Here is a 24,138-nt window from a genome sequence, read left to right on the forward strand (position 1 = left end):
CCACAGGAGGATCACGGGTGGAGGTCCAGGAGACACGGGTCCAGACAGACCGTGTCCTCACCATCCCGAACATGCTCAGCATGGCGCGGCTCGTCGGCGTACCCCTGTTCCTCTGGCTGATTCTGCGGCCGGAGTTCGGCGGTCCGAAGAGCGACGGCTGGGCGCTCCTGGTGCTCGCCTTCAGCGGCGTCAGCGACTACCTGGACGGCAAGCTCGCGCGGCGGTGGAACCAGGTCAGCAGCCTCGGCCGGCTGCTCGATCCCGCGGCCGACCGGCTCTACATTCTCTCGACCCTGGTCGGACTCACCTGGCGGGAGATCCTGCCGCTCTGGCTCACCCTCGTGCTGCTGGCACGGGAGCTGGTCCTCCTGGTCATGGTGGGCGTCCTGCGGCGCCACGGCTATCCGCCGCCGCAGGTGAACTTCCTGGGGAAGGCCGCCACCTTCAACCTGATGTATGCCTTCCCGCTGCTCCTGCTCAGTGACGGAAGTGGCTGGATCTCGTCACTCGCTGCTATTTTCGGCTGGGCGTTCGCCGGATGGGGTACAACCCTCTATTGGTGGGCAGGAGTGCTCTATGTGGTCCAAGTCCGCCGCTTGATCCGTGCGGACGCCATGGCCGATTGACTCGCTTCTTCACGCGCATCGTGGCGCGTGATGTCCCACGCTGGAAAAGTGTGCGGCAATCCTGGCGGGTGAAGTCGGCCAGACCGTCGTCTCTTCGAGGAGGACGCTTCCGACATGAAGGCCGTCGTGATGGCCGGGGGCGAAGGCACCCGTCTTCGCCCCATGACCTCAAGCATGCCCAAGCCGCTCCTGCCGGTGGCCAACCGGCCGATCATGGAGCACGTTCTGCGGCTGCTCAAAAGGCACGGGCTCAACGAAACCGTTGTGACTGTCCAGTTCCTTGCTTCTCTCGTCAAGAACTACTTCGGTGACGGCGAGGAGCTCGGGATGGAGCTCACCTATGCCAATGAGGAGAAGCCACTCGGTACCGCCGGGAGCGTCAAGAACGCAGAGGAGGCATTGAAGGACGATGCCTTCCTCGTCATCTCCGGCGATGCCCTCACGGACTTCGACCTCACCGAGCTGATCAATTTTCACAAGGAAAAGGGCGCCCTGGTCACGGTCTGCCTGACCCGTGTGCCCAACCCTCTGGAATTCGGCATCACCATCGTCGACGACGAGGGCAAGGTCGAGCGCTTCCTCGAGAAGCCCACCTGGGGCCAGGTCTTCTCCGACACGGTGAACACCGGCATCTACGTGATGGAGCCCGAGGTCTTCGACTACGTCGATCCGGACGTCCCCGTCGACTGGTCCGGCGACGTCTTCCCGCAGCTGATGAAGGAAGGCAAGCCCGTCTACGGCTACGTCGCCGAGGGCTACTGGGAGGACGTCGGCACCCACGAGAGCTACGTCAAGGCGCAGGCCGACGTCCTCGAGGGCAAGGTCGACGTCGACATCGACGGCTTCGAGATCTCGCCCGGCGTGTGGGTCGCCGAGGGCGCCGAGGTGCACCCCGACGCCCAGCTCCGCGGCCCGCTCTACATCGGCGACTACGCCAAGGTGGAGGCCGGCGCCGAGATCCGCGAGCACACGGTCGTGGGCTCCAACGTCGTCGTGAAGAGCGGCGCCTTCCTGCACAAGGCCGTGGTGCACGACAACGTGTACGTCGGTCCGCACAGCAACCTGCGGGGCTGCGTCGTCGGCAAGAACACCGACATCATGCGGGCCGCGCGGATCGAGGACGGCGCCGTCATCGGTGACGAGTGCCTGATCGGTGAAGAATCGATCGTCCAGGGGAATGTGCGGGTCTACCCGTTCAAGACCATCGAGGCCGGTGCCTTCGTCAACACCTCGGTGATCTGGGAGTCCAGGGGACAGGCGCATCTCTTCGGCGCGCGCGGTGTGTCCGGCATCCTGAACGTCGAGATCACCCCCGAGCTCGCCGTCCGCCTCGCCGGCGCCTACGCGACGACCCTGAAGAAGGGCTCGACCGTCACCACGGCCCGGGACCACTCCCGCGGTGCCCGTGCCCTCAAGCGGGCGGTCATCTCCGCGCTCCAGGCCAGCGCCATCGACGTACGCGACCTGGAGAACGTGCCGCTGCCCGTGGCGCGGCAGCAGACCGCCCGAGGCAGCGCCGGCGGCATCATGATCCGCACCACGCCGGGCGTGCCGGACTCCGTCGACATCATGTTCTTCGACGGGCAGGGCGCCGACCTGTCGCAGGGCAGCCAGCGCAAGCTGGACCGGGTGTTCGCACGCCAGGAGTACCGGCGTGCCTTCCCCGGCGAGATCGGTGACCTGCACTTCCCAGCGAGCGTCTTCGACTCCTACACCGGGTCGCTGCTGCGCAACGTCGACATCACCGGGATCGCCGAGTCCGGACTGAAGGTCGTCGTCGACGCGTCCAACGGCAGCGCCGGTCTGGTGCTGCCCAGCCTGCTCGGCAAGCTGGGCGTCGACTCGTTGACCATCAACCCCGGTCTCGACGAGTCCAGGCCGACCGAGACGGCCGACATGCGCCGCTCCGGCCTGGTCCGCCTCGGGGAGATCGTGGCGTCCTCCGGCGCCGCCTTCGGCGTGCGGTTCGACCCCGTCGGCGAGCGGCTGTCGCTGGTCGACGAGAAGGGGCGGATCATCGAGGACGACCGGGCGCTGCTCGTCATGCTCGACCTCGTCGCCTCCGAGCGGCGCAGCGGCCGTGTCGCGCTGCCGGTGACCACCACGAGGATCGCAGAGCAGGTGGCGGCGTACCACGGCACCCAGGTGGAGTGGACGACCACGTCGCCCGACGACCTCACGCGCGTCGGCGGTGAGGAAGGGACGATCTTCGGCGGCGACGGCAAGGGCGGCTTCATCGTCCCCGAGTTCAGCAGCGTGTACGACGGCACCGCGGCGTTCGTCCGGCTCATCGGGCTGGTCGCGCGGACTCAGCTCACGCTCAGCCAGATCGACGCCCGCATCCCGCGGGCGCACGTCCTCAAGCGGGACCTGGCGACCCCGTGGGCCGTCAAGGGCCTGGTGATGCGGCGGGTCGTCGAGGCGGCCGGAGACCGCTCGGTGGACACCACCGACGGTGTGCGCGTGGTGGAGGCCGACGGACGCTGGGTGATGGTGCTGCCCGACCCGGCCGAGGCCGTCACCCATCTGTGGGCCGAGGGCCCCGACGACGCCTCCGCGCAGGCGCTGCTCGACGAGTGGTCGGCCGTGGTGGACAGCGCCGGCAGGTGACCGTCCCGCACCGTACCGAGTGACCGGCGGCGTGCCGGACCGGTGCCCCGGAAGGGGCCCGTCCGGCACGCCGCCGGGGCCGTTCGGAGGTAGGGGGCGCGGCGTGCGACGATGTGCGGCATGCCGCAGCAACCCCCCGTTCGGAGCACACGCGCGCGGCCCGCGCGCCCGGACGCGTCCATGTCGTTGATCACCAACGTCATGGACCACAGTCTCGACGACGGCTACGCCGAGGCGGCCGCCCGGAAGCGGAGCGAGGGAACCGGCGGCATGCCGAGGACGCTGCGCGCGAAGCTCGGCCTGGCCGCCGGGCTGGTCCTCGCCGCCTGCGTCGTCACCGTCGGCGCGGCCCAGGCCCGGGTCGCCGCTCCGGTCGTCGCCAAGGAGCGCGAGGAGCTGATCGACCGCATCGACGAGGAGACCGCGGCCGCGGACCGGCTGGAGGAGAGCGTCGACGAGCTGCGCACCGAGGTGAGCGCACGCCAGCGTGAGGCGCTCCGCGACAGCGGCGGCGACCGGTCGACGCTGATGGGCATCCTGTCGGGCGCCACGCCCGTGCACGGTCCGGGCGTGCGTCTCGTGGTGAACGACGCCGAGGACGCCACCGGCGGGGGTGACGGAGGTCCGCGGTCGACCTCCGGGTTCTCCGACACCGGCCGGGTCCGGGACCGGGATCTGCAGCGGGTGGTCAACGGCCTGTGGGAGTCCGGCGCCGAGGCCGTCTCCATCAACGGGCAGCGGCTGACCGCCCTGTCGGCGATCAGGGCGGCGGGAGACGCGATACTGGTCGACAACAAGCCGCTGGTGCCGCCGTACACGGTGCTGGCGGTGGGGGACGGCGAAGAGCTGAGCGACCTCTTCCAGAACGGCGCCGACGGGCTGTATCTGCATGCCCTGCAGGAGAACTACGGCATCCGGACGGCGCTGTCCGTGGAGGACGACGTCCGGCTGCCCGCCGCAACGAGTGTGATTGTACGAACCGCACAGCCGATAACCGGGAAGGGCACATCGTGATCGCCGTACTGGGCCTCATCGTGGGAGTGGTGGCCGGGCTGTTGGTCCGGCCCGAGGTTCCGGCGGTCGTGGAGCCTTACCTGCCGATCGCCGTCGTCGCGGCGCTGGACGCCGTGTTCGGAGGCCTGCGGGCCATGCTCGACGGGATCTTCGACGACAAGGTCTTCGTGGTGTCGTTCCTGTCGAACGTCGTCGTGGCCGCGCTGATCGTCTTCCTCGGCGACAAGCTCGGCGTGGGGGCGCAGTTGTCCACGGGTGTGGTGGTCGTCCTCGGCATCCGCATCTTCTCCAACGCGGCGGCGATCCGCCGGCACGTGTTCCGGGCGTGAGGCAGATGAGCGAGCGAGAACAGCACGAGACGACACGCCCCGCGGTGTCCCCGCCGCGGTCCGCCGCCGAGGCGTCGTCCACGGCCGGACTGCGCAGGGAACTGCCCGCGGAGGTGCCCGCGGGCGGCCCGCCGGCCGCCCAGGAGCCCGCGGTGGCCGCTCCGCGCGAGGAGGCCGTCGCGCCCGAGCCGGGCGGGCCCGCGCTGACCGGCCGGCAGAGGCTGGTGAAGGGACTGTGGCCACCGCGGGTGACCCGGGCGCAACTGATCGTCGCCCTGCTGCTGTTCGGCCTCGGTTTCGGCCTGGCCGTCCAGGTGGCCTCGACCAGCGACACCGACAGCGCGCTGCGCGGGGCACGTCAGGAAGATCTTGTACGCATCCTCGATGAACTCGACGACCGCACAGAGCGTCTAGAAGACGAGAAGCAGGGTCTCGAGAAGCAGCGGGACGAGCTGGAGAACAGCTCCGACCAGGCCGAGGAGGCCCGCAGGCAGACGATCGAGAAGGAACGGCAACTCGGCGTCCTCGCGGGCACCGTCGCCGCGCAGGGGCCCGGCATCGAGATGACCATCGAGGACACGAAGGGGACGGTCGAGTCGGACATGCTGCTCGACGCCGTCCAGGAGCTGCGCGCCGCCGGTGCCGAGGCGATCCAGGTGAACGGTGTGCGCGTGGTGGCCGGCACGTATCTGACGGACGGGGACGGCGGAGTCTCCGTGGACGGGAACAAGATCAAGTCCCCCTATCGTTTCAAGGTCATCGGCAAGCCGCAGGACCTGGAGCCGGCGCTCAACATCCCCGGAGGCGTGGTGCAGACTCTCGAGAAGGAACAGGCCACCGTTACCGTGGAGCGGGCGGACAAGATCGTTGTGGACGCCTTGCGAGCGCCGAAGCGGCCTGACTACGCTCGGTCGTCCTCGCAGTGAACCGCGGGTGCATGGGGGTCGTCCGGCCAGGGCATGAGGTTGCGGGGGGTCGGCGCACCGATTGGGTGGTGCGTGGTGGAAACTGTCTGGCGGAGGCGGACGTTGTGAAGATGTCCGGGTCGGCCAATGTGTTCAGTCAGGGTTCGTCCTGCCCCACGGGCGGGTCTGTTTCGGTCAAGGGGAATCGCCCGTGAAGTTGTTTGGGAAGTTGTTCGGCAAGAGCGCGCGGCGAGAGGGCAGCGACAACGCGACCGCTCGTCACCGCGCACAGCCTGGTGCGGACGATCAGCGTCCGCTGTTCCGGGACCAGACGGGACAGGGCGCGGCGTCCGTTGACCCCGCGCAGTCGGGCGGCATAGGTTTCGGACAACCGTCGAGCCCCGGTGCGGGCGGAGGGTTCTCCGACCCGTACGCGTCCCACGCCCCCGGCGGGCAGCCGCGGCAGGAGGATCCGTCCATGTCGGCCCTGGTGTGTTCGAGGTGCGGCAACCGCAACGCGGAGAACAGCCGCTTCTGTTCCAACTGCGGTGCGCCGCTGAAGCCGGGCGTCACCCCGGAGCGCCCCTCCGAGACGACGTCCACGATCTCCATCTCCGGTCTCGAGGCCTACGACGCCGAGGCCACCGGACAGACCGCGATGCCCGCGCTCTCCCCGGAGGCGCAGGCGGCCGTCGACGCGCTGCCGATGGGCTCCGCCCTGCTGGTGGTGCGCCGCGGTCCGAACTCGGGCAGCCGCTTCCTGCTGGACGGCGACCTGACCACGGCCGGGCGTCACCCGCAGAGCGACATCTTCCTCGACGACGTGACGGTCTCCCGTCGGCACGTGGAGTTCCGCCGCAGCGCGGACGGCTCGTTCACGGTCGCCGACGTCGGCAGCCTGAACGGCACGTACGTCAACCGGGAGCGGATCGACCAGGTCGCCCTGTCCAACGGTGACGAGGTGCAGATCGGCAAGTACCGGCTGGTCTTCTACGCGAGCCAGCGGAGCTACTGACCTCCCGGACGCGGTCCGGGGGACTCCAGGAAGGGTCCATGCTGCAGACACCGAGCGGCGGTGCCGGCGACGGCGCCGCCGCCACGGACACCGGACTGCTGAGCATCGGCGCGGTGCTGAGCGTGCTGCGCGAGGAGTTTCCCGAGGTCACGATCTCCAAGATCCGTTTCCTGGAGTCGGAAGGGCTCGTCGAGCCGCGCCGGACCCCGTCGGGCTACCGCAAGTTCAGCGCGCGGGACGTCGAGCGTCTCGGTCATGTGCTGCGGATGCAGCGCGACCACTATCTGCCGCTCAAGGTGATCCGCGAGCACCTGGCGGCCATGGAGCGCGGCGAGGCCGTCCAGCTGCCGGCGCTGACCCGTCCGGGTGACGGTGAGGACGCCGCGGAGTCCGGCCCGGAGAAGCCGACGGCGGCCCGTATCGGGCGCTGCCAGCTGCTCTCCGCCGCCGGGGTCGACGAGCACCGGCTCGCCGAGTGGGAGTCGTACGGCCTGCTCTCCCCGGTGGGGGACGGGGTGTACGACGCGGAGGCGGTCACCGTCGCCGGGCTCATCACCGAGCTGGGGCGGTTCGGGATCGAGCCGCGTCATCTGCGGGCCATGAAGGCGGCCGCCGACCGGGAGGCGGGGCTGGTGGAGCAGGTCGTCGCGCCGCTGCGGCGGCACCGCAATCCGCAGACCCGGGCGCACGCGGAGGACCGCACCAAGGAGCTGGCCGGACTCACGGTGAAGCTGCACGCGGCGCTGGTGCAGACGGCGCTCGGGGTGCGGCTGCCCTGACAGGGGAGGCACAGCCGGGCCGGATCGGCCACCCGATCCCGGCCCGACTACCCAAACGTCCCGGGCACGGCCTAGGGTTGCTGTGTGAACGAGCTCGATGTCGTAGGTGTCCGGGTCGAAATGCCCTCCAACCAACCGATCGTGCTGTTGCGTGAAGTGGGCGGCGACCGCTACCTCCCCATCTGGATCGGCCCCGGGGAGGCGACGGCCATCGCCTTCGCCCAGCAGGGCATGGCGCCGGCACGGCCGCTGACCCACGACCTGTTCAAGGACGTGCTGGAAGCCGTCGGACAGGAGCTCACGGAAGTGCGCATCACCGACCTGCGGGAAGGTGTCTTCTACGCCGAGCTGGTCTTCGCCAGCGGTGTCGAGGTGAGCGCCCGCCCGTCCGACGCGATAGCGCTCGCCCTGCGCACGGGGACCCCGATCTACGGCAGTGACACGGTGCTCGACGACGCGGGGATCGCCATCCCGGACGAGCAGGAGGACGAGGTGGAGAAGTTCCGCGAGTTCCTCGACCAGATCTCGCCGGAGGACTTCGGGACCAGCAACCAGTGAGCGGTACCGGTGGCGACCTCGTCGGCGGTCACGGCCCGTGCCGGAGCATTCGGCTAGCCTTTCCCCGCGACGGGGCACGGGAAACCACTCTTAGGGTGATTATCACTCGGCGTGCCGAGTGTGGCGATCGTTGACGCACCCTTGGTGACTGCCTACCGTCGAGGAGGCAGGTCAAGGACGGAGGTCGGCGTGAGAAGCAGCGGCGACGGTACGGCTGGGGGTGCCCCCGGACGCGTTTTCGGGGCGGGCGGGCCGTATCCTCCCCAGAGCTTTCCGCTCCGCTCGGGCGGGGGCCATCCCGCGCACGGCGGTGCGATCGATTCCGCTCCGCAGCGGCCGACGGCTGTGCCGAGCGGCGGAGGGGCGGTGGCCATGGCGACCGAGGAGATCGGGTACCGGGGGCCCACGGCCTGCGCGGCGGCGGGTATCACCTACCGCCAGCTCGACTACTGGGCGCGGACGGGTCTGGTCGAGCCGAGCGTGCGGCCGGCGCACGGATCCGGCACGCAGCGGCTGTACAGCTTCCGCGACGTCGTCGTGCTGAAGATCGTCAAGCGGTTCCTGGACACGGGTGTGTCCCTGCAGAACATCCGCACCGCGGTCCAGCACCTGCGCGAGCGGGGCTTCAGCGACCTGGAGCGCATGACACTGATGAGCGACGGGGCGACGGTCTACGAGTGCACCTCGCCCGACGAGGTCCACGCCCTGCTCCAGGGCGGTCAGGGCGTCTTCGGCATCGCCGTGGGCGTGGTGTGGCGGGACGTCGAGAGCGCGTTGTCCCAGTTGCACGGCGAGCGCGTCGACACGGGCGAGACGCTGATCGGCCACAACCCGATGGACGAGCTGGCGCGGCGGCGGAACAAGGCCGTCTGACACCGGTGTCCGACACCCGGCGGCGCCGAGCGGGTCCGTCCGGGGGCGTGCGAGCGGTGGAGTGCGGGCACGCCCGGCGCGAGCGATGTCAGTGGCGTAGGGCAGCATCGGAGATGTGAGATCCGCTCCCACGATCCTGCATCTCGACATGGATGCCTTCTACGCCTCGGTGGAGCAGGCGTCCAAGCCGAGTCTGCGCGGGAAGGCCGTGGTCGTGGGCGGACTCGGACCCCGTGGCGTCGTCGCCACCGCCTCCTACGAGGCCCGCGTGTTCGGCGTCCACTCCGCGATGCCCATGGGGCAGGCCCGGCGGCTCGCGCCCAACGCCGCGTACCTGGTGCCCCGGTTCGCGTTGTACCGCTCCATCAGCGAGCAGGTGATGACGCTGCTGCGTGAGCTGTCGCCCCTGGTGGAGCCGCTCAGCCTGGACGAGGCCTTCGTCGATCTGGAGGCCGGGGGCACGGCGTGGGACGAACGGTCGGCCCGGCTGGTCGGGACGAAGCTGCGCGCCGACATCCGGGCGGTGACGGGACTGACCGGCTCGGTGGGGCTCGCGGCCTCCAAGATGCTGGCCAAGATCGCGTCGGAGCAGGCCAAGCCGGACGGGCTGGTGGTGATCGAGCCCGGCACCGAGCGGGCGATGCTGGAACCGATGCCGGTCCGGACCCTGCCGGGCGTCGGACCCGCCACCGGTGACCACCTGCGGCGGGCGGGCATCCACACGGTCGGCGAGATCGCCGAGGCGGGCGAGGACGAGCTGGTACGGCTGCTGGGCAAGGCCCACGGACACGCGCTGTTCGCGATGGCGCTGGCCCGCGACGAGCGGCCCGTGGTCGCCGAGCGGGAGACGAAGTCGGTGTCCGTCGAGGACACCTACGACGTGGACATCCACGACCGGGTGCGCGTCGGCATGGAGGTCCAGCGGCTCGCCGACCGCTGCGTGCGCCGGCTGCGCGGGGCGGGGCTGTCCGGCCGGACCATCGTGCTGAAGGTACGGCGGTACGACTTCTCCACCCTGACGCGGTCCGAGACGCTGCGGGGTCCCACCGACGACCCGGCGGTCGTCAAGGAGGCCGCGGCCCGGCTGCTGGACTCGGTGGACACCACAGGCGGCGTACGGCTGCTCGGGGTCGGGGTCAGCGGGCTGGCCGACTACACCCAGGAGGACCTGTTCGCGCAGGCGGCCGGCGCGGGGGCGGGGGAGGAATCCCCGGAGACCGAGGAGCCGGCCGAGGAGAGGGCCGTCACCCGCCAGGAGACGCCGGCCGAGCGACGCTGGCCTGCGGGCCACGACGTACGGCATGCCGAGTTCGGGCACGGGTGGGTGCAGGGGAGCGGCCTGGGCCGGGTGACGGTGCGCTTCGAGACGCCTGATTCCGGGCCCGGCCGGGTGAAGACCTTCCGCGTCGACGACGCGGCGCTGGAGCCGGCGGATCCCCTGCCCCTGGTGTCCCTGCCGCCGGGCGCCGACCAGGCGGCGGAGACGTGCGGCCCGCCGGACACGCGCACGTCGTGACCTCGGGATCGGAAGGGCATGCGGGGCCCGTGACCGCGGGGTCGCGAGAACACGCGGCGTCCGGGTCCGCGCTTCCCGGGCGTGAGCGCTGCGTCGGCGGCCGTGGGGTCGTGATGCGGCACGGGTAGGGCACCCTGTGGGCCGTACAGGCCGAGGAGCGAGCCCCGGCGCGCCGACCGGCCGGTGGGCGTGGCGGGGCTCGTGGGAACTCGGGTTTCGTGCCCCGCCGGCCCAGGCGTCAGGTTCAGTCCTCCTTGCCGGCGAGTTTGCCGAAGTCGTGGTCCGGGAGCGGGGGAGGGGACGCGAGGTCCAGGCCGTAGTGGTGGTACAGCTGAAGCTCCTGCTCCGGGGAGAGGTGGCGGCCGACGCCGAAGTCGGGGGCGTCCTTGATGAGGGCGCGTTCGAACGGCACGTGGAGCGCCCCGTCGATCAGCTCGCTCGGCTCCAGGGGCACGAAGGCGTCCCGGCTGAACAGGCCGGTCCGTATCGCCGCCCACTCCGGTACGCCGGTGGCGTCGTCGAGGTAGACCTCGTCGATCGTGCCGATCCGGGTGCCATTGCGGTCGAACGCCTTGCGGCCGATCAGGTGACGCGGATCGATGTCGGTCTGCACGGGCCCTCCACTCCTCGCAAACTCATCCGTAAGCACCACAAAAGGGCACAATCGGTGGAACGGCCACTCGAAAAGTCCGCGTCCCGGCCTCGCTGGTACGCTGACAACGGCTGCTGACCCCGTGCGGGAGAGTCCTCCAGGCACCATCGGAGGCGCCGAAGGAGCAAATCCTCCCCGGAATCTCTCAGGCACACGTACCGCACGGACGAGGTCACTCTGGAAAGCAGGGCGGGTGTCGACGGCTTCCGCTCTCACCGACGGTGAAAACCGGACCGCCCGCGCGTTCCGGTGAAGCTCTCAGGTTGAGATGACAGAGGGGGAGGCCGTCCGGGCACCTGCGCCGTGGTGCCCCTCGAAGGTCGTCGGACCAGGAGGCCTCCTCAATGACCGCCCCCCGTACCCCGCTCTCCGAGCTCGAACAGGGAATTCCCTTCGAGCAGCGTCACATCGGCCCCGACCACGAGGCCCGGGCGAAGATGCTCGCCCAGGTCGGCTACGGCTCCCTCGACGAGCTGACCGCCGCCGCCGTACCCGACGTGATCAAGAACGCCGACGCGCTCGACCTGCCCGGCGCCCGGAGCGAGGCCGAGGTGCTCGCCGAGCTGCGCGGCCTGGCCGACCGCAACCAGGTGCTCGGCTCGATGATCGGCCTGGGGTACTACGGCACCTTCACCCCGCCCGTCATCCTGCGCAACGTGATGGAGAACCCCGCCTGGTACACGGCCTACACGCCGTACCAGCCGGAGATCTCGCAGGGGCGGCTCGAGGCGCTGCTGAACTTCCAGACGATGGTCGCCGAGCTCACCGGCCTGCCGACGTCCGGCGCCTCGCTGCTGGACGAGGGCACCGCGGCCGCCGAGGCGATGGCGCTGTCCCGGCGCATGGGCAAGAACAAGAAGGGCCTGTTCCTGGTCGACGCGGACGCCCTTCCGCAGACCATCGCCGTCATCGAGACCCGCGCCGAGCCGACCGGCGTCGAGGTCGTCGTCGCCGACCTGGCGGACGGCATCCCCGCCGAGCTCGACGGCCGGGAGATCAACGGCGTCCTGATCCAGTACCCCGGCGCCTCCGGTGCCGTACGGGACATCAAGCCGGTCATCGACCAGGCGCACGAGCGGGGCGCGCTCGTCACCGTCGCCGCCGATCTGCTGGCCCTCACCCTGCTGAAGTCCCCCGGCGAGCTGGGCGCGGACATCGCGGTGGGCACCACGCAGCGCTTCGGCGTCCCGATGGGCTTCGGCGGACCGCACGCCGGTTACATGGCGGTGCAGGAGAAGATGGCGCGCAGCCTGCCGGGCCGCCTCGTCGGCGTCTCCGTCGACGCCGACGGCAACAAGGCGTACCGCCTCGCGCTGCAGACCCGTGAGCAGCACATCCGCCGCGAGAAGGCCACCAGCAACATCTGCACCGCGCAGGTGCTGCTCGCCGTCATGGCGGGCATGTACGCCGTCTACCACGGCCCTGAGGGCCTGCGGACCATCGCCCGGCGCACCCACCGCTACGCCGTGATCCTCGCCGAGGGGCTGCGCTCCGGCGGCGCCGAGGTCGTGCACGGCTCCCACTTCGACACCCTCACCGTACGGGTCGCCGGACGGGCCGCCGAGGTCGTCGCCGCGGCCCGGGACAACGGCGTCAACCTGCGCCTCGTCGACGCCGACACCGTCTCCGTCGCCTGCGACGAGACCACCACCCGCGACCAGGTCGCCGCCGTGTGGGGCGCCTTCGGCGTCGAGGCCGACGTCGCGTCCCTGGACGCCTCCGCGTCGGACGCCCTGCCCGACGCGCTGCTGCGCACCGACGACTACCTCACGCACCCGGTCTTCCGGCAGCACCGCTCCGAGACGGCCATGCTGCGTTACCTGCGCCGCCTCGCCGACCGCGACTACGCGCTGGACCGCGGCATGATCCCGCTGGGCTCCTGCACCATGAAGCTCAACGCGACCACCGAGATGGAGCCGGTCACCTGGCCCGAGTTCGGCCAGCTGCACCCGTTCGTACCGGCCGAGCAGGCGCAGGGCTACCTCACGCTCATCCACGAGCTGGAGGAACGTCTCGCCGAGGTCACCGGCTACGACAAGGTCTCCCTGCAGCCCAACGCCGGCTCCCAGGGCGAGCTGGCCGGTCTGCTCGCCGTCCGCGGCTACCACCGCGCCAACGGCGACGAGCAGCGCACCGTCTGCCTCATCCCGTCCTCCGCGCACGGCACCAACGCCGCCTCCGCCGTGATGGCCGGCATGAAGGTCGTCGTGGTCAGGACGTCCGACGACGGCGAGATCGACGTGGCGGACCTGCGGGCCAAGATCGAGCAGCACCGTGACGAGCTGGCCGTGCTGATGATCACGTACCCGTCGACGCACGGTGTGTTCGAGGAGCACGTCGCCGACATCTGCGCCGAGGTGCACGAGGCCGGCGGCCAGGTGTACGTGGACGGCGCCAACCTCAACGCGCTCGTCGGTCTGGCCAAGCCCGGCCACTTCGGCGGCGACGTCTCCCACCTGAACCTGCACAAGACGTTCTGCATCCCGCACGGCGGGGGCGGTCCCGGCGTCGGCCCGGTCGGCGTGCGCGCGCACCTCGCCCCGTACCTGCCGAACCACCCGCTGCAGCCGGAGGCCGGTCCGGAGACGGGTGTCGGGCCCATCTCCGCCGCCCCCTGGGGCTCGGCGGGCATCCTGCCCATCTCCTGGGCGTACGTCCGGCTGATGGGCGGCGAGGGCCTGAAGCGGGCCACGCAGGTGGCCGTGCTCAGCGCCAACTACATCGCCAAGCGCCTCGAGCCGCACTACCCGGTGCTCTACACCGGCCCGGGCGGGCTGGTCGCGCACGAGTGCATCATCGACCTGCGCCCGCTGACCAAGGCGACGGGCGTCAGCGTGGACGACGTGGCCAAGCGGCTCATCGACTACGGCTTCCACGCGCCGACGATGTCCTTCCCGGTGGCAGGCACGCTGATGATCGAGCCCACCGAGTCCGAGGACCTCACCGAGCTCGACCGGTTCTGCGAGGCGATGATCGCCATCCGCGCCGAGATCGAGAAGGTCGGCTCCGGCGAGTGGCCCGCGGACGACAACCCGCTGCGCAACGCCCCGCACACCGCCGGCGCGCTCGCCGGTGAGTGGGAGCACGCGTACGACCGCGAGGAGGCCGTCTTCCCGGCCGGGGTGAACGCCGCCGACAAGTACTGGCCGCCGGTGCGCCGCATCGACCAGGCCTACGGCGACCGCAACCTGGTCTGCTCCTGCCCGCCGCTGGACGCGTACGAGGACTGACGCACGACCCGAAGGGGCCCCGCCCGGACGACCCGGGCGGGGCCCTTCGGCGTACCCGGGACCGGTCAGGCGGGGTAGGCGTGCGTCTGCGTCGCCTTGACCGCCGCCCAGACCGGTGCGCCCGGGTGCAGGCCCAGTTCGGCGACGGCGACCGTGGTGAGGTCGGCGGCCAGCGGCAGTTCGCCGGTCAGCTCGACCCGGATCTGGTCGCCGTGGCTCTCCAGACCGGCCACCGCGCAGCGCCACAGGTTGCGCGCGCTGGAGCCGGTGGGCCGGTCCCGGTACAGGGTGACGGCGCCGGGCGGAAAGGCGACGAAGGCGGGCCCGGTCAGGTTCTCCGTGGTGCTGACGGACGGCCCGGCGTCCAGCCGTACCGTGTGGCCGTCCGCCCGGCCGCGGTAGAGGTTCAGGCCGACCAGCTGGGCGATGTACTCGGTGCGCGGGTGCCGGGCGATCTCGGCGGGCGCGCCCTCCTGCACGACCCGGCCCCCTTCCACGACGACCAGCCGGTCGGCGAGCACCATGGCGTCCAGCGGGTCGTGCGTCACCAGCACCGCGACGGCCTCGAAGTCGGCCAGGTGACGACGTAGTTGTGCCCGTACCTCCAGCCGGGTGCGGGCGTCCAGTGCGGCGAGGGGCTCGTCCAGGAGCAGCAGCCGGGGGTCGGTGGCCAGGGCGCGGGCGAGCGCCACGCGCTGGGCCTGGCCGCCGGAGAGCCGCCGGGGTCTGGCGCCCGCGTGCTCGGCCAGACCCATGCGGTCCAGCCAGCCGGCCGCCCGGGCGTGTGCCTCCGCCTTGCCGACGCCCCGGCAGCGGGGACCGAAGGCCACGTTGTCGAGGGCGGTCAGGTGCGGGAAGAGCAGGTAGTCCTGGAAGACGACGCCCACCGGCCGTGACTCGGGCGGGGTGCGGGCGAGGTCCGTGCCGTCCAGCCGCAGGCGGCCGCCGGTGAGGGGCGCGAGACCGGCGAGGGCCCGCAGGGCGGTGGTCTTGCCGGCCCCGTTCGGGCCCAGCAGGGCGACCACGTCGCCGGGGGCGGCCGTCAGCGCGACGTCCAGACGGAAGGAGCCGCGGTCCACCACCAGGTGGGCGTCCAGGCCCTCGGCCGTCGCCGTGACGGGGGCGGGAGAGGTGCCGGGTGCCCGCGCGGGGTGTTTCTGCATGGTCAGACGGCCCTCATCCAGCGGTCCCGCAGCCCGGCCAGCACGGCCACCGACACGGCGAGCAGCACCAGGCTGAGGGCGATCGCCGCGGCCGGGTCGTTCTGCAGGGCGAGGTAGACGGCGAGCGGCATGGTCTGGGTGCGGCCCGGGAAGTTGCCCGCGAAGGTGATCGTCGCGCCGAACTCGCCCAGGGCGCGGGCCCAGGCCAGCACGGCACCGGCCGCGACGCCCGGGGCGATCAGCGGCAGGGTGACGCGCCGGAACGCGGTGAAGCGGGACGCGCCCAGGGTGGCCGCCGCCTCCTCGAACCGCGGGTCGGCGGCCCGTAGCGTGCCCTCGACGCTGATCACCAGGAACGGCAGCGCGACGAACGTCTCCGCCAGCACGACACCGGCGGTGGTGAACGGCAGGGTGACGCCGAACCACGCGTCCAGCCAGCGGCCCACGATGCCGTTGCGGCCCAGCGCCAGCAGCAGGGCGACACCGCCGACCACCGGGGGCAGCACCAGCGGGAGCGTCACGAGGGCGCGGACCAGACCCCGCCCGGGGAAGTCGGTGCGGGCCAGCAGCCAGGCCAGCGGGACGCCGACCAGCAGGCTCAGCGCGGTCGCCGTGGTGGCGCAGACCAGCGACAGACGCAGCGCGTCCCACACGGCGGGGCTGGTCAACTGTTCCGGCAGGCCGCTCCACGGGGCCCGTACGACGAGGGCGAGCAGGGGCACCAGGAGGAACGCCAGGCCGAGCAGGGCGGGCGCGAGGAGGGCGAGGGGGACACCGCGGCCGGGGGCCCTGGGCGGCCGCCGCCGTGTACCGGGGGACGCTTCCCGGGTGGTCGTCATGGCGTGAGGAATCCCGCCCGGCCGAGCACGTTCCGTCCCTCCGGCGATGTCACCAGCGCGACGAAGGCGTCGGCCGTCGCGGAGCTGCGGGAACTCTCGAGGCGGACGATCGGGTAGTCGTTGACGGCCTGGGCGGCCTCCGGGAAGTCCACGCCGTCCACCTTGTCACCGGCCGCCCTCACATCCGTGCGGTACACGACGGCGGCGTCCGCCTCCTTCAGCCGCACCTTGGTCAGCGCGCTCTTCACGTCCTGCTCGTACGAGGCGGGCGTGACCTGGACGCCGGCCGCCGTCAGTGCCTTCCGGGCGGCGGCCCCGCACGGCACCGACCTGTCGCAGAGCACGACCTTCAGGCCGGGATCGGCCAGGTCCGTCGGGGAGGTGATCCCGTGCGGGTTGCCGGGGACGGTGGCGATCTCCAGACGGTTGCGCGCGAAGGTGGCCGGGTCGCCCGCGGTGAGCCCTTCGTCCGCGACGCGGTCCATCGTCGTGGTGCTGGCCGCGGCGAAGACGTCGGCGGGGGCGCCGCCCACGATCCCGGCGGCCAGGGAGTCGCTGCCGCCGAAGTTGAAGGTCACCTCGGTGCCCGGATGCCGTGCCTCGAAGCGCTCGCCCAGAGCCGTGAAGGTCTCCTTGAGGGAGGAGGCGGCGAAGACGGTGACCGTGCCCTTCGGGCTCCCGTCACTGCCACCTGCCGTGGAGTCGCCGGAGGAGGAACAGGCGGTGAGCGGGAGGACGGTCAGGAGCGTGACCGCTGCGAGGGCGGCCGTCCGGCGGGCGGAACGGATCATCCGAGTGCACTCCCTCGCTGCGCGGGCGTCTGCGGAGGGGCCTGCCTCCGCGTTCCTCATGATGACGCATCTGCGAGGTGTACCGCACCTGTCTCATCGCACAAGCGAGGGAGGAGTGCGAGGTTGGCTCGCATGTGCGACTCCACAACTGCTCTCGGTGTCAGGTGCGGTCGATGTGGACGCTCGTCGACTTCACCCGGGCGGTGGCCTCCACGCCGACCTCCAGGCCCAGCTCCTCGACGGCCTCCCGGGTGAGCAGGGAGACCAGACGGTGCGGGCCGGCCTGGATCTCGACCTGGGCGGCGACGTCGCCGAGTTTGATCGCGGTGACGATGCCGGGGAAGGCGTTGCGGGCGGAGGTGTACGGAGTGCCCTCCTCGGGCGTGGCCTCCTTGGCGAGCGCGACGGAGAACGCCGCCAGGTCACGCCCGTCGACGACCCGCCGTCCGCCGTCGTCGCGCCGGGTGGTGAGGCGTCCCGCGTCCGCCCAGCGGCGGGCGGTGTCCGGGCTCACGCCGAGCAGCCGCGCTGCCTGGCCGATCGTGTAGGACTGCATGCCGGTCACGATAGGGCGCCGCGGCTCCCGGAGGCGCGCCACCCGGTCGGTGCCGTCGGTGGGCGAGGGGCCGCGCACATGCGTCGGGGCCGGTTCGCGGCAGTACCGCGGTCCGGCCCCTGTGGTCGGCGGGCGGGCCGTCCCGACCGGACGCGCTCAGGCGGACGTCAGCATGACGCCCCGAGGACGCTGCGGGGCGATGACGCTGCCGTCGGGCAGGAGTTCACCGGTGTCCTCGAAGAGCACGACACCGTTGCACAGCAGGCTCCAGCCCTGCTCCGGGTGGTGCGCCACGAGACGGGCGGATTCCCGGTCGGCGGAGTCGGCTGAGGGGCACGGTGGCTGGTGCTGGCACATGGGTGGGTTCTCTCGCTCTGTGGTGACCTGTGAGTGGGCTGTTACGTCAGTTGCGCGGCATGGAACGTCGTTCATGGCCGCCCCCCGTTGTGAAGTCGGTCGGGATCCAGTGTTGCCCCACGGACGAGGATCCGCAGGCATTTCGCGGCACCGCCTCTCACAGGTTCATGACGCGTCACCCGCGCGGACGGTTCATCCCAACTGCACTGTCCTTTCGGGTGGTTCGGGGAGGCCGAAGGGGACTAGTCCGCGTGCGCGTACCCCGCCTCCCGGGTCGCGGGAGACGGGGTACGCGTAGGCGTTGGGGCAGGTCAGGCCGGTGAGCCGAGCAGGCGGGTGGGTGACACCCGGTGGGTGAGCACCGGCAGCAGGTCGGTGACCCGGTGCGGGCGGTGGGCCGCGATGCCGGGCGGGGCCGGAGCCAGCGGCACCAGCAGGTCGGTGGGGGCCGGACCGCCGTCGGCGCCGTCGGCCTCGGGGTCGCCGTGCAGCCAGAGCGCCAGCATGTACAGTCCGGGCACGGACAGCAGCCGGGGCTGGTAGGGCTGCGTCATGCTCTCCGCCTGGCGCAGCGCGAGCTCCGTCGACGTGATGTACGGGCCTTCGAAGAAGCGGGAGAAGGCCCAGCCGTCGGCCGTGAGGACGGTGTCCGCCGCGGCCACCGCGCGGTCGCCGGTGCGGATCAGGAAGCGCCACCCGGCGAGCGTCGTCGAGGTCTCGCCGTCGGCGGTGACCCGGTCGAGGACGTGCACGGGCAGCGGAAGCTCGGCCGAGGCGGGCCCTTGTGCGCGGAGCAGGGAGGGAGTTCGGGCGTCGCGCACCGCGGTCGGTGACGAGAGCGCGGTCAGGACGGAACGCAGTGCGGGCGCGGGAGCCGGGGGTACGTGCAGCGGCATGGTGGGTCGCCTCTCATTCGAAGGCACAGTGGCGCGAGGGCGGGGCGTGGCGGTGCGGACGGCGCTGTCAGCTCGCGAAGGTCAGAGAGGCGGGGGCCGGGGTCTGAGCGGGAGACGGGGGTGAGGAGAGCCGCACGCCGTCCCACGGCTGGATCACTCGACCATGGGCGCCAACCTGGTTCTGCCTTGTGCACGAAGTTTATACGACACGGGTTGAGACTATGTTTCGTCTAGCTCTCTGCGACGACTCCGGCAAGGGTATTTCAGGTCGGCGAAATGCGAAAAAGATGCCGATTCCCGTGGGGGTGCACGCCACTGACCTCGGGCAATGACCGCCGAGCGGTCGGCCCATTCCGGTCGGCGTTTTTCACGAGCCGGCAACCGCGCCGTGATACGCGTTCCGCGTATTGCCCCGTGAATGTGCCACTGGACACCTCGACCAGAGTAGCGGCCGCCACACGGATCCGGGGCGTTATCGATCGCATCCGCGGGGCATCCTTGCTTGTGGACCGGGACCCCGGCGGCCGATCTTCGGTACGCCATCCGAGGAGGGACGCTTCGATGGGGGAAAAGGTCGTGGCAGGTCAGTTCGACCTGTCCGATCGCCAGCGCTACCGCGAGAAGCTCCGCAGGTGCCTGACGGGCCTGGAGCGACTCCTGGCGGAGAAGCGGTTCGACCGCCCCAAGAACCTCATGGGGCTGGAGATCGAGCTCAATCTCGCGGGCGCCGACGGCATGCCGAAAATGTTGAATGCGCAAGTCCTCGAAAGGATCGCCAGCAGGGACTTCCAAACCGAACTCGCCATGTTCAATCTCGAAGTGAACATCGCCCCGCACCGGCTGGGCGGGCGGGTATTCGACCAGCTCGACGAGGAACTGCGCACCTCGCTCGCCTACGCCGACCGTAAAGCCCAGGAGGTGGACGCGGGCATCGTGATGATCGGCATCCTGCCGACCCTCGACCGCGACGACCTCGTCTCGTCGAACCTCTCCGACGTCGACCGCTACGCACTGCTCAACGACCAGATCGTGGCCGCGCGCGGAGAGGACTTCACGCTCGACATCGACGGCGTGGAGCAACTGAGCTGTACGTCGAAGTCGATCGCCCCGGAAGCCGCCTGCACCTCGGTGCAGCTGCACCTCCAGGTCACCCCGGAGCGGTTCCCCGACGTGTGGAACGCGGCGCAGGTCGTGGCGGCCGCGCAGATCGCCGTGGGTGCCAACTCGCCGTTCCTGTTCGGCCGCGAGCTGTGGCGCGAGTCGCGGCCGCCGCTGTTCCAGCAGTCCACCGACACCCGCCCGCCGGAGCTCAAGGCGCAGGGGGTGCGGCCGCGCACCTGGTTCGGGGAGCGCTGGGTGACGTCGGCGTTCGACCTCTTCGAGGAGAACCTGCGCTACTTCCCGGCCCTGCTGCCCATCTGCGACGACGAGGACCCGCTCGAGGTGCTGGACCGCGGCGGCGTCCCCTCGCTCGCCGAACTCGTCCTGCACAACGGCACCGTGTACCGCTGGAACCGCCCGGTCTACGACATCGCCGACGGCGTTCCCCACCTGCGGGTGGAGAACCGTGTGCTGCCCGCCGGGCCCACGGTGACCGACGTGGTGGCGAACGCGGCCTTCTACTACGGCCTCGTCCGCGCCCTCGCCGAGGACAGCCGCCCGGTGTGGACCCGGCTGCCGTTCGAGGCCGCCGCCGCCAACTTCGACGCCGCCTGCAAGCACGGCATCGACGCCCGCTTCACCTGGCCCCGGCGCGGCCGGCTCGGCGGTCTGGGCGAGGTGGACGCGGTCACCCTCGTACGGGAGGAGCTGTTGCCGCTGGCCGAGGCCGGGCTGGACGCGTGGGGGATCGAACCCGCCGACCGGGACCGGTATCTCGGGGTGATCGAGGAGCGCTGCCGGCGCCGGGTGAACGGGGCGTCCTGGCAGGCCGCGACGTTCCACCGGGCGCTGGACCTGGGCCTCGGGCGGGATGAGGCGCTGGCCGCCACCACCCGCCGCTACCGGGAGCTGACCAAGCAGGGCGACCCCGTGCACACCTGGCCGGTCGGGCTGCCCGAGCCGGTGCCGACGGGCTGAGCGGCGCCCCGGACCCGCGGCCGGCCGCACAGGATCTGCCTTCATACTGATCGGACCGATCGGTGATGTGGAGGCAGGTGTGCAGGCGGAGGCGGCGGGCCCGGGGGCCGATGCGTATCCGGAGCGGACGCTCCCGCGGAGGACACTCCGCGACGAGACACTGCTCGTCCTCGCGCTGTCGCTCGGCGCGAGCGGCGTGTCGGCGCTGATCAGTTTCGTGGGCTCGGTCACCAGGCCGGGCGGTCTGAAGGACCAGGCGGCCACCCTCAACGCCTCGGCCGCGCCGGGCCGGCCCTGGCTGGACCTCGCCTGGCAGCTGTTCGGCATCACCACCGCGCTGGTGCCGGTGGCCCTGGTCGCCCATCTGCTGCTGCGCGAGGGCTCCGGACTGCGCGCCCTCGGCTTCGACCGCACCCGGCCCTGGTTCGACCTCGGCCGGGGTGCCGCGATCGCCGCGGTCATCGGCAGCAGCGGCATCGCCTTCTACCTGGCCGTGCGCGCGCTCGGCTTCAACCTCACCGTGGTGCCGGAGGCGCTGCCCGAGGTGTGGTGGAAGTACCCGGTGCTGATCCTTTCGGCGGCGCAGAACTCGATCCTCGAAGAGGTCGTCGTGGTCGGGTACCTGCTGCGGCGGCTGGACCAGCTCGGCTGGTCGCCGAGGGCCTCCATGGCGGCCAGCGCGGGGCTGCGCGGGTCGTACCACCTCTACCAGGGCATCGGCGGCTTCATCGGCAACATGGTCATGGGCGTGGTGTTCGTGTACCTCTACCGCCGCTGGGGACGGGTCGGGCCGCTGGTGGCCGCGCACACCTTCCTCGACATCGGGGCGTTCGTCGGCTACGCGCTGCTGGCCGGCAAGGTCGACTGGCTGCCGACGGCGTGAGCCGCGACCGAGGGGGGCGTACGGCACATCCGTACGCCCCCTTCGTCGTGCCGCCGGGCGGATCAGACCAGCAGGTCGCCCTCGACGACCGTCACCGCCCGCCCGCCGAGCAGGGTGCGGGCGCCGCGCACCTCGGTGCGGACGAGGCCGGAGCGCGGTGAGGCCTGGAGCCCGGTGAGCGCCGCGCGGCCGAGCCGCTGCGACCAGTAGGGGGCCAGCGCGGTGTGCGCGCTGCCGGTGACGTGGTCCTCGTCGATGCCGACGTTGGGGAAGAAGCAGCGGGAGACGAAGTCGTGACCGAGGTCCGCGTCCCCGGCGCGGGCGGTGGCGATGATGCCGCGCTCGGAGTAGGCGGCCAGGGCCTTCAGGTCGGGCCGCAGGGAGCGCACCGTCTTCTCGTCGGCCAGCTCGACCAGCAGGTCCCCGACGTTCGGGCCGGTGTCGAACGCCGTGAGGACGGGAGCACCGAGCGCCTCCGCGACACCCTCGGGCACGTCGACGGCGGTGAGCGGGGCGGTGGGGAAGTCCAGGGTGACGGTGCCGTCCTCGCCGGGCTCGGCGACGAGCACGCCGCTGCGGGTCGAGAACCGCACCGGACCCTGGTGGGCGCCGGTGGTGTGCAGCACGTGCGCGGTGGCCAGCGTGGCGTGGCCGCACAGGGCGACCTCGGTGGCGGGCGTGAACCAGCGCAGCGCCCAGTCGGCCTCTCCGCCGGCGGGCAGCGGGTGGGCGAAGGCCGTCTCCGCGTGGTTCACCTCCCGGGCGACGTCCTGCAGCCAGGAGTCGTCCGGGAAGGCGTCGAGCAGCAGTACGCCGGCGGGGTTGCCGGCGAAGGGACGGTCGGTGAAGGCATCGACGATTCGGATCCGCATGCCGCGAGGGTAGGGGCCGCGCCGCGCCCCGGTACCGGACCAATGCGACGCCGGTGGCCTCGTCTCCGCGGATTTCCCTGGCCGTGACCGCGTGACGCGGAGAGATGTGACCCTCCAGCTCCGGGTCTTGTCATGCGACCGGTTCCCGATATATCGTTGAGGCATCGCAATAGATCAACGATGGAATGGAGTGAGGTGCGATGCACAGCTATGGACACGAGCATGGACATGGTCACGGTGGGCCGCGGGCGGTCGGGGGGACTTCGACCGGCTGCGGGCCGCTTTCGGGCCGTTCGGGCCCGGGGGGCCGGGGGGACCCGGTGGTCCCTTCGGGCCCGGGTTCGGTCACGGGGGCCCCTGGGGCGGCCGAGGGCGCGGCGGGCCCAGGGGGAGGGCGCGGCGCGGCGACGTACGGGCCTCGATCCTGGCCCTGCTGAAGGACCGTCCGATGCACGGCTACGAGATGATCCAGGACATCGCCGAGCGCAGCGGCGGCGCGTGGAAGCCCAGCCCCGGCTCGGTCTACCCCACCCTGCAGCTGCTGGAGGACGAGGGGCTGATCATCAGCGAGTCCGAGGGCGGCAAGAAGCTGTTCTCCCTCACCGAGGCGGGACGCACGGCGGCCGAGGACGGCCCCGAGGCCCCTTGGGAGGAGGCCTCGCGCGGGGTCGACTGGGAGGCGCTGAGCGAGATCCGGCAGGCCGGCTTCGGTCTGATGGAGGCCTTCGGTCAGGTCTGGAAGACGGGCAGCAAGGAGCAGCGCGAGAAGGCCCTCGGTGTCATCAACGACGCCCGCAAGAAGCTGTACCTGATCCTCGCCGACGAAGACTGAGGCCGAAGGCCGAGGGCCGGCTGAGGTAGGTGAGGGGCGTGCGCAATCCGGCGCGCGCCCCTTGCTCATGTGCGCCCTGATCTCCTTCCCAAGGAGGAGATTCCGCCAGGCCCTGTCCACTTCTCGTGGGACGTGTAGATGCCTCCCGGCGGGGATGTACCGGACCCCCGGGACTGATGAGGTGGGGATGTGCGATCCCGTGTTCCCCGGCAGCAGGCCCCGTGGCCCCAGGCGCAGGCCGCCCGCGCCGCGGCCGACGACGCCGGGATCGGCGCGGAGCTGGCGGCGGTGGTGACCGGCGCCCGGCGCCGGGTGGTCCGGGACGGGGACCGGCAGATCGACACCGCCCACCTGCTGCACTCCCTGCTGGAGTCCGACGCCGAGGTGCGGGCCGCCTTCGGTGAGGGGCCCACCCTCGCCCGGCTGCTCGGCTACCTGGTGCAGCGCAGCATCGGCTACGGACTGCGCTGGCAGGGCACCGTCGAGGACTCCGGCTCACTCCCGGCCGTGGACGGCGCGACGGGCTTCTCCCCGCTCGCGGCCGTCTGCGTGGAGCGGGCCCGGGGCCGTGCCGCCCGCCGGGACGGCGGCCCCGTCCGCGGCACGGACCTGCTCGCCGAACTCGTCGCGGACCCGCAGGCACGCGCCGTCGAGGTGCTGCGGCGGGCCGGGGTGGACCCCCGGGACCTGTCCGGCGGGCTCGACGCGCCGTCCACCCGCTGAGACAGGTGCCACAGGGGGTGACGCTCCTGTCGTGCCCTGT

Annotated in this window: 22 protein-coding genes, 1 pseudogene and 1 riboswitch; of the genes and pseudogenes, 15 read left to right on the plus strand and 8 right to left on the minus strand. The window is 71.6% G+C overall.

The window, feature by feature from the left end:
* Nucleotides 1–17: 17 nt before the first annotated feature.
* From F3L20_RS10925 to F3L20_RS10970, 10 genes are all read left to right on the plus strand, one after another.
* Complete coding sequence (locus tag F3L20_RS10925; RefSeq protein ID WP_024888638.1) at nt 18–626, plus strand: CDP-alcohol phosphatidyltransferase family protein; 609 nt, start codon at nt 18–20, stop codon at nt 624–626.
* Between the two features lie 114 nt (nt 627–740).
* The gene (locus F3L20_RS10930) at nt 741–3,236 is read left to right on the plus strand and encodes a mannose-1-phosphate guanyltransferase (protein WP_145826153.1); all 2,496 of its coding nucleotides are present in this window, start codon (nt 741–743) and stop codon (nt 3,234–3,236) included.
* Nucleotides 3,237–3,416: 180 nt separating this feature from the next.
* The gene (locus F3L20_RS10935) at nt 3,417–4,250 is read left to right on the plus strand and encodes a DUF881 domain-containing protein (RefSeq protein ID WP_167534504.1); all 834 of its coding nucleotides are present in this window, start codon (nt 3,417–3,419) and stop codon (nt 4,248–4,250) included.
* The gene (locus F3L20_RS10940; RefSeq protein WP_006134295.1) at nt 4,247–4,579 is read left to right on the plus strand and encodes a small basic family protein; all 333 of its coding nucleotides are present in this window, start codon (nt 4,247–4,249) and stop codon (nt 4,577–4,579) included. The genes F3L20_RS10935 and F3L20_RS10940 overlap by 4 nt, the downstream gene beginning before the upstream one ends.
* A gap of 5 nt (nt 4,580–4,584) precedes the next feature.
* The gene (locus F3L20_RS10945) at nt 4,585–5,505 is read left to right on the plus strand and encodes a DUF881 domain-containing protein (RefSeq protein WP_150154069.1); all 921 of its coding nucleotides are present in this window, start codon (nt 4,585–4,587) and stop codon (nt 5,503–5,505) included.
* A 61-nt stretch (nt 5,506–5,566) separates the two neighbouring features.
* A complete protein-coding gene (locus F3L20_RS10950; protein WP_167534505.1) occupies nt 5,567–6,499 on the plus strand; it encodes an FHA domain-containing protein in 933 nt (310 codons plus the stop codon).
* Between the two features lie 38 nt (nt 6,500–6,537).
* Nucleotides 6,538–7,278 carry a transcriptional regulator FtsR gene (ftsR, locus tag F3L20_RS10955; protein ID WP_150154071.1) on the plus strand — a complete coding sequence of 247 codons (741 nt, stop codon included), beginning with the start codon at nt 6,538–6,540 and terminating at the stop codon, nt 7,276–7,278.
* Nucleotides 7,279–7,362: 84 nt separating this feature from the next.
* A complete protein-coding gene (locus F3L20_RS10960) occupies nt 7,363–7,836 on the plus strand; it encodes a bifunctional nuclease family protein (RefSeq protein ID WP_004934251.1) in 474 nt (157 codons plus the stop codon).
* Between the two features lie 189 nt (nt 7,837–8,025).
* Nucleotides 8,026–8,709, plus strand: a complete 684-nt coding sequence (locus F3L20_RS10965; RefSeq protein ID WP_145826148.1) for a MerR family transcriptional regulator — start codon at nt 8,026–8,028, stop codon at nt 8,707–8,709.
* A gap of 115 nt (nt 8,710–8,824) precedes the next feature.
* A complete protein-coding gene (locus F3L20_RS10970; protein ID WP_150154072.1) occupies nt 8,825–10,225 on the plus strand; it encodes a DNA polymerase IV in 1,401 nt (466 codons plus the stop codon).
* Between the two features lie 244 nt (nt 10,226–10,469).
* Here F3L20_RS10970 and F3L20_RS10975 read toward each other — a convergent pair whose 3' ends face one another.
* Nucleotides 10,470–10,838: a PRC-barrel domain-containing protein gene (locus F3L20_RS10975; protein ID WP_150154073.1), complete on the minus strand. Its 369-nt coding sequence runs from the start codon at nt 10,836–10,838 to the stop codon at nt 10,470–10,472.
* 114 nt (nt 10,839–10,952) lie between these two features.
* Nucleotides 10,953–11,048, plus strand: a riboswitch (glycine riboswitch).
* A 173-nt stretch (nt 11,049–11,221) separates the two neighbouring features.
* On the opposite strand from F3L20_RS10975, the gene gcvP reads away from it, so the two are divergent.
* Nucleotides 11,222–14,107 (plus strand): aminomethyl-transferring glycine dehydrogenase, encoded by a 2,886-nt coding sequence (gene gcvP, locus F3L20_RS10980; protein WP_150154074.1) that lies wholly within the window; start codon nt 11,222–11,224, stop codon nt 14,105–14,107.
* A 65-nt stretch (nt 14,108–14,172) separates the two neighbouring features.
* On the opposite strand, the gene F3L20_RS10985 is transcribed toward gcvP, so the two are convergent.
* The 6 genes from F3L20_RS10985 to F3L20_RS11010 all read right to left on the minus strand — a co-directional run bounded on the left by F3L20_RS10985 (nt 14,173) and on the right by F3L20_RS11010 (nt 18,709).
* Nucleotides 14,173–15,270 carry an ABC transporter ATP-binding protein gene (locus F3L20_RS10985; RefSeq protein WP_150154075.1) on the minus strand — a complete coding sequence of 366 codons (1,098 nt, stop codon included), beginning with the start codon at nt 15,268–15,270 and terminating at the stop codon, nt 14,173–14,175.
* Between the two features lie 2 nt (nt 15,271–15,272).
* Nucleotides 15,273–16,109: a molybdate ABC transporter permease subunit gene (modB, locus tag F3L20_RS10990; protein ID WP_145826143.1), complete on the minus strand. Its 837-nt coding sequence runs from the start codon at nt 16,107–16,109 to the stop codon at nt 15,273–15,275.
* Nucleotides 16,106–16,900, minus strand: a complete 795-nt coding sequence (modA, locus tag F3L20_RS10995) for a molybdate ABC transporter substrate-binding protein (RefSeq protein WP_150154076.1) — start codon at nt 16,898–16,900, stop codon at nt 16,106–16,108. The genes modB and modA overlap by 4 nt, the downstream gene beginning before the upstream one ends.
* 160 nt (nt 16,901–17,060) lie before the next feature.
* Entirely contained in the window at nt 17,061–17,456 is a 396-nt protein-coding gene (locus F3L20_RS11000; protein WP_145826141.1) for a TOBE domain-containing protein, read from the minus strand.
* A gap of 156 nt (nt 17,457–17,612) precedes the next feature.
* Nucleotides 17,613–17,813 carry a DUF5999 family protein gene (locus F3L20_RS11005; protein ID WP_150154077.1) on the minus strand — a complete coding sequence of 67 codons (201 nt, stop codon included), beginning with the start codon at nt 17,811–17,813 and terminating at the stop codon, nt 17,613–17,615.
* 311 nt (nt 17,814–18,124) lie between these two features.
* On the minus strand, nt 18,125–18,709 hold the full coding sequence (locus F3L20_RS11010) for a hypothetical protein (protein WP_145826139.1): 585 nt from the start codon (nt 18,707–18,709) through the stop codon (nt 18,125–18,127).
* Between the two features lie 561 nt (nt 18,710–19,270).
* Here F3L20_RS11010 and F3L20_RS11015 point away from each other — a divergent pair.
* Nucleotides 19,271–20,788 carry a glutamate-cysteine ligase family protein gene (locus tag F3L20_RS11015; RefSeq protein ID WP_150154078.1) on the plus strand — a complete coding sequence of 506 codons (1,518 nt, stop codon included), beginning with the start codon at nt 19,271–19,273 and terminating at the stop codon, nt 20,786–20,788.
* Between the two features lie 79 nt (nt 20,789–20,867).
* Nucleotides 20,868–21,671, plus strand: a complete 804-nt coding sequence (locus tag F3L20_RS11020) for a CPBP family intramembrane glutamic endopeptidase (protein WP_150154079.1) — start codon at nt 20,868–20,870, stop codon at nt 21,669–21,671.
* A gap of 62 nt (nt 21,672–21,733) precedes the next feature.
* Here the strand turns inward: F3L20_RS11020 and F3L20_RS11025 are convergent, their stop codons facing one another.
* Complete coding sequence (locus F3L20_RS11025; RefSeq protein WP_150154080.1) at nt 21,734–22,543, minus strand: PhzF family phenazine biosynthesis protein; 810 nt, start codon at nt 22,541–22,543, stop codon at nt 21,734–21,736.
* A 200-nt stretch (nt 22,544–22,743) separates the two neighbouring features.
* Here F3L20_RS11025 and F3L20_RS11030 point away from each other — a divergent pair.
* A pseudogene (locus tag F3L20_RS11030) lies at nt 22,744–23,375 on the plus strand (PadR family transcriptional regulator).
* 189 nt (nt 23,376–23,564) lie between these two features.
* The gene (locus F3L20_RS11035; RefSeq protein ID WP_150154081.1) at nt 23,565–24,098 is read left to right on the plus strand and encodes a Clp protease N-terminal domain-containing protein; all 534 of its coding nucleotides are present in this window, start codon (nt 23,565–23,567) and stop codon (nt 24,096–24,098) included.
* The last annotated feature ends 40 nt before the right edge of the window (nt 24,099–24,138 follow it).

This window comes from Streptomyces tendae (genome assembly GCF_008632955.1).
GTDB lineage: Bacteria > Actinomycetota > Actinomycetes > Streptomycetales > Streptomycetaceae > Streptomyces.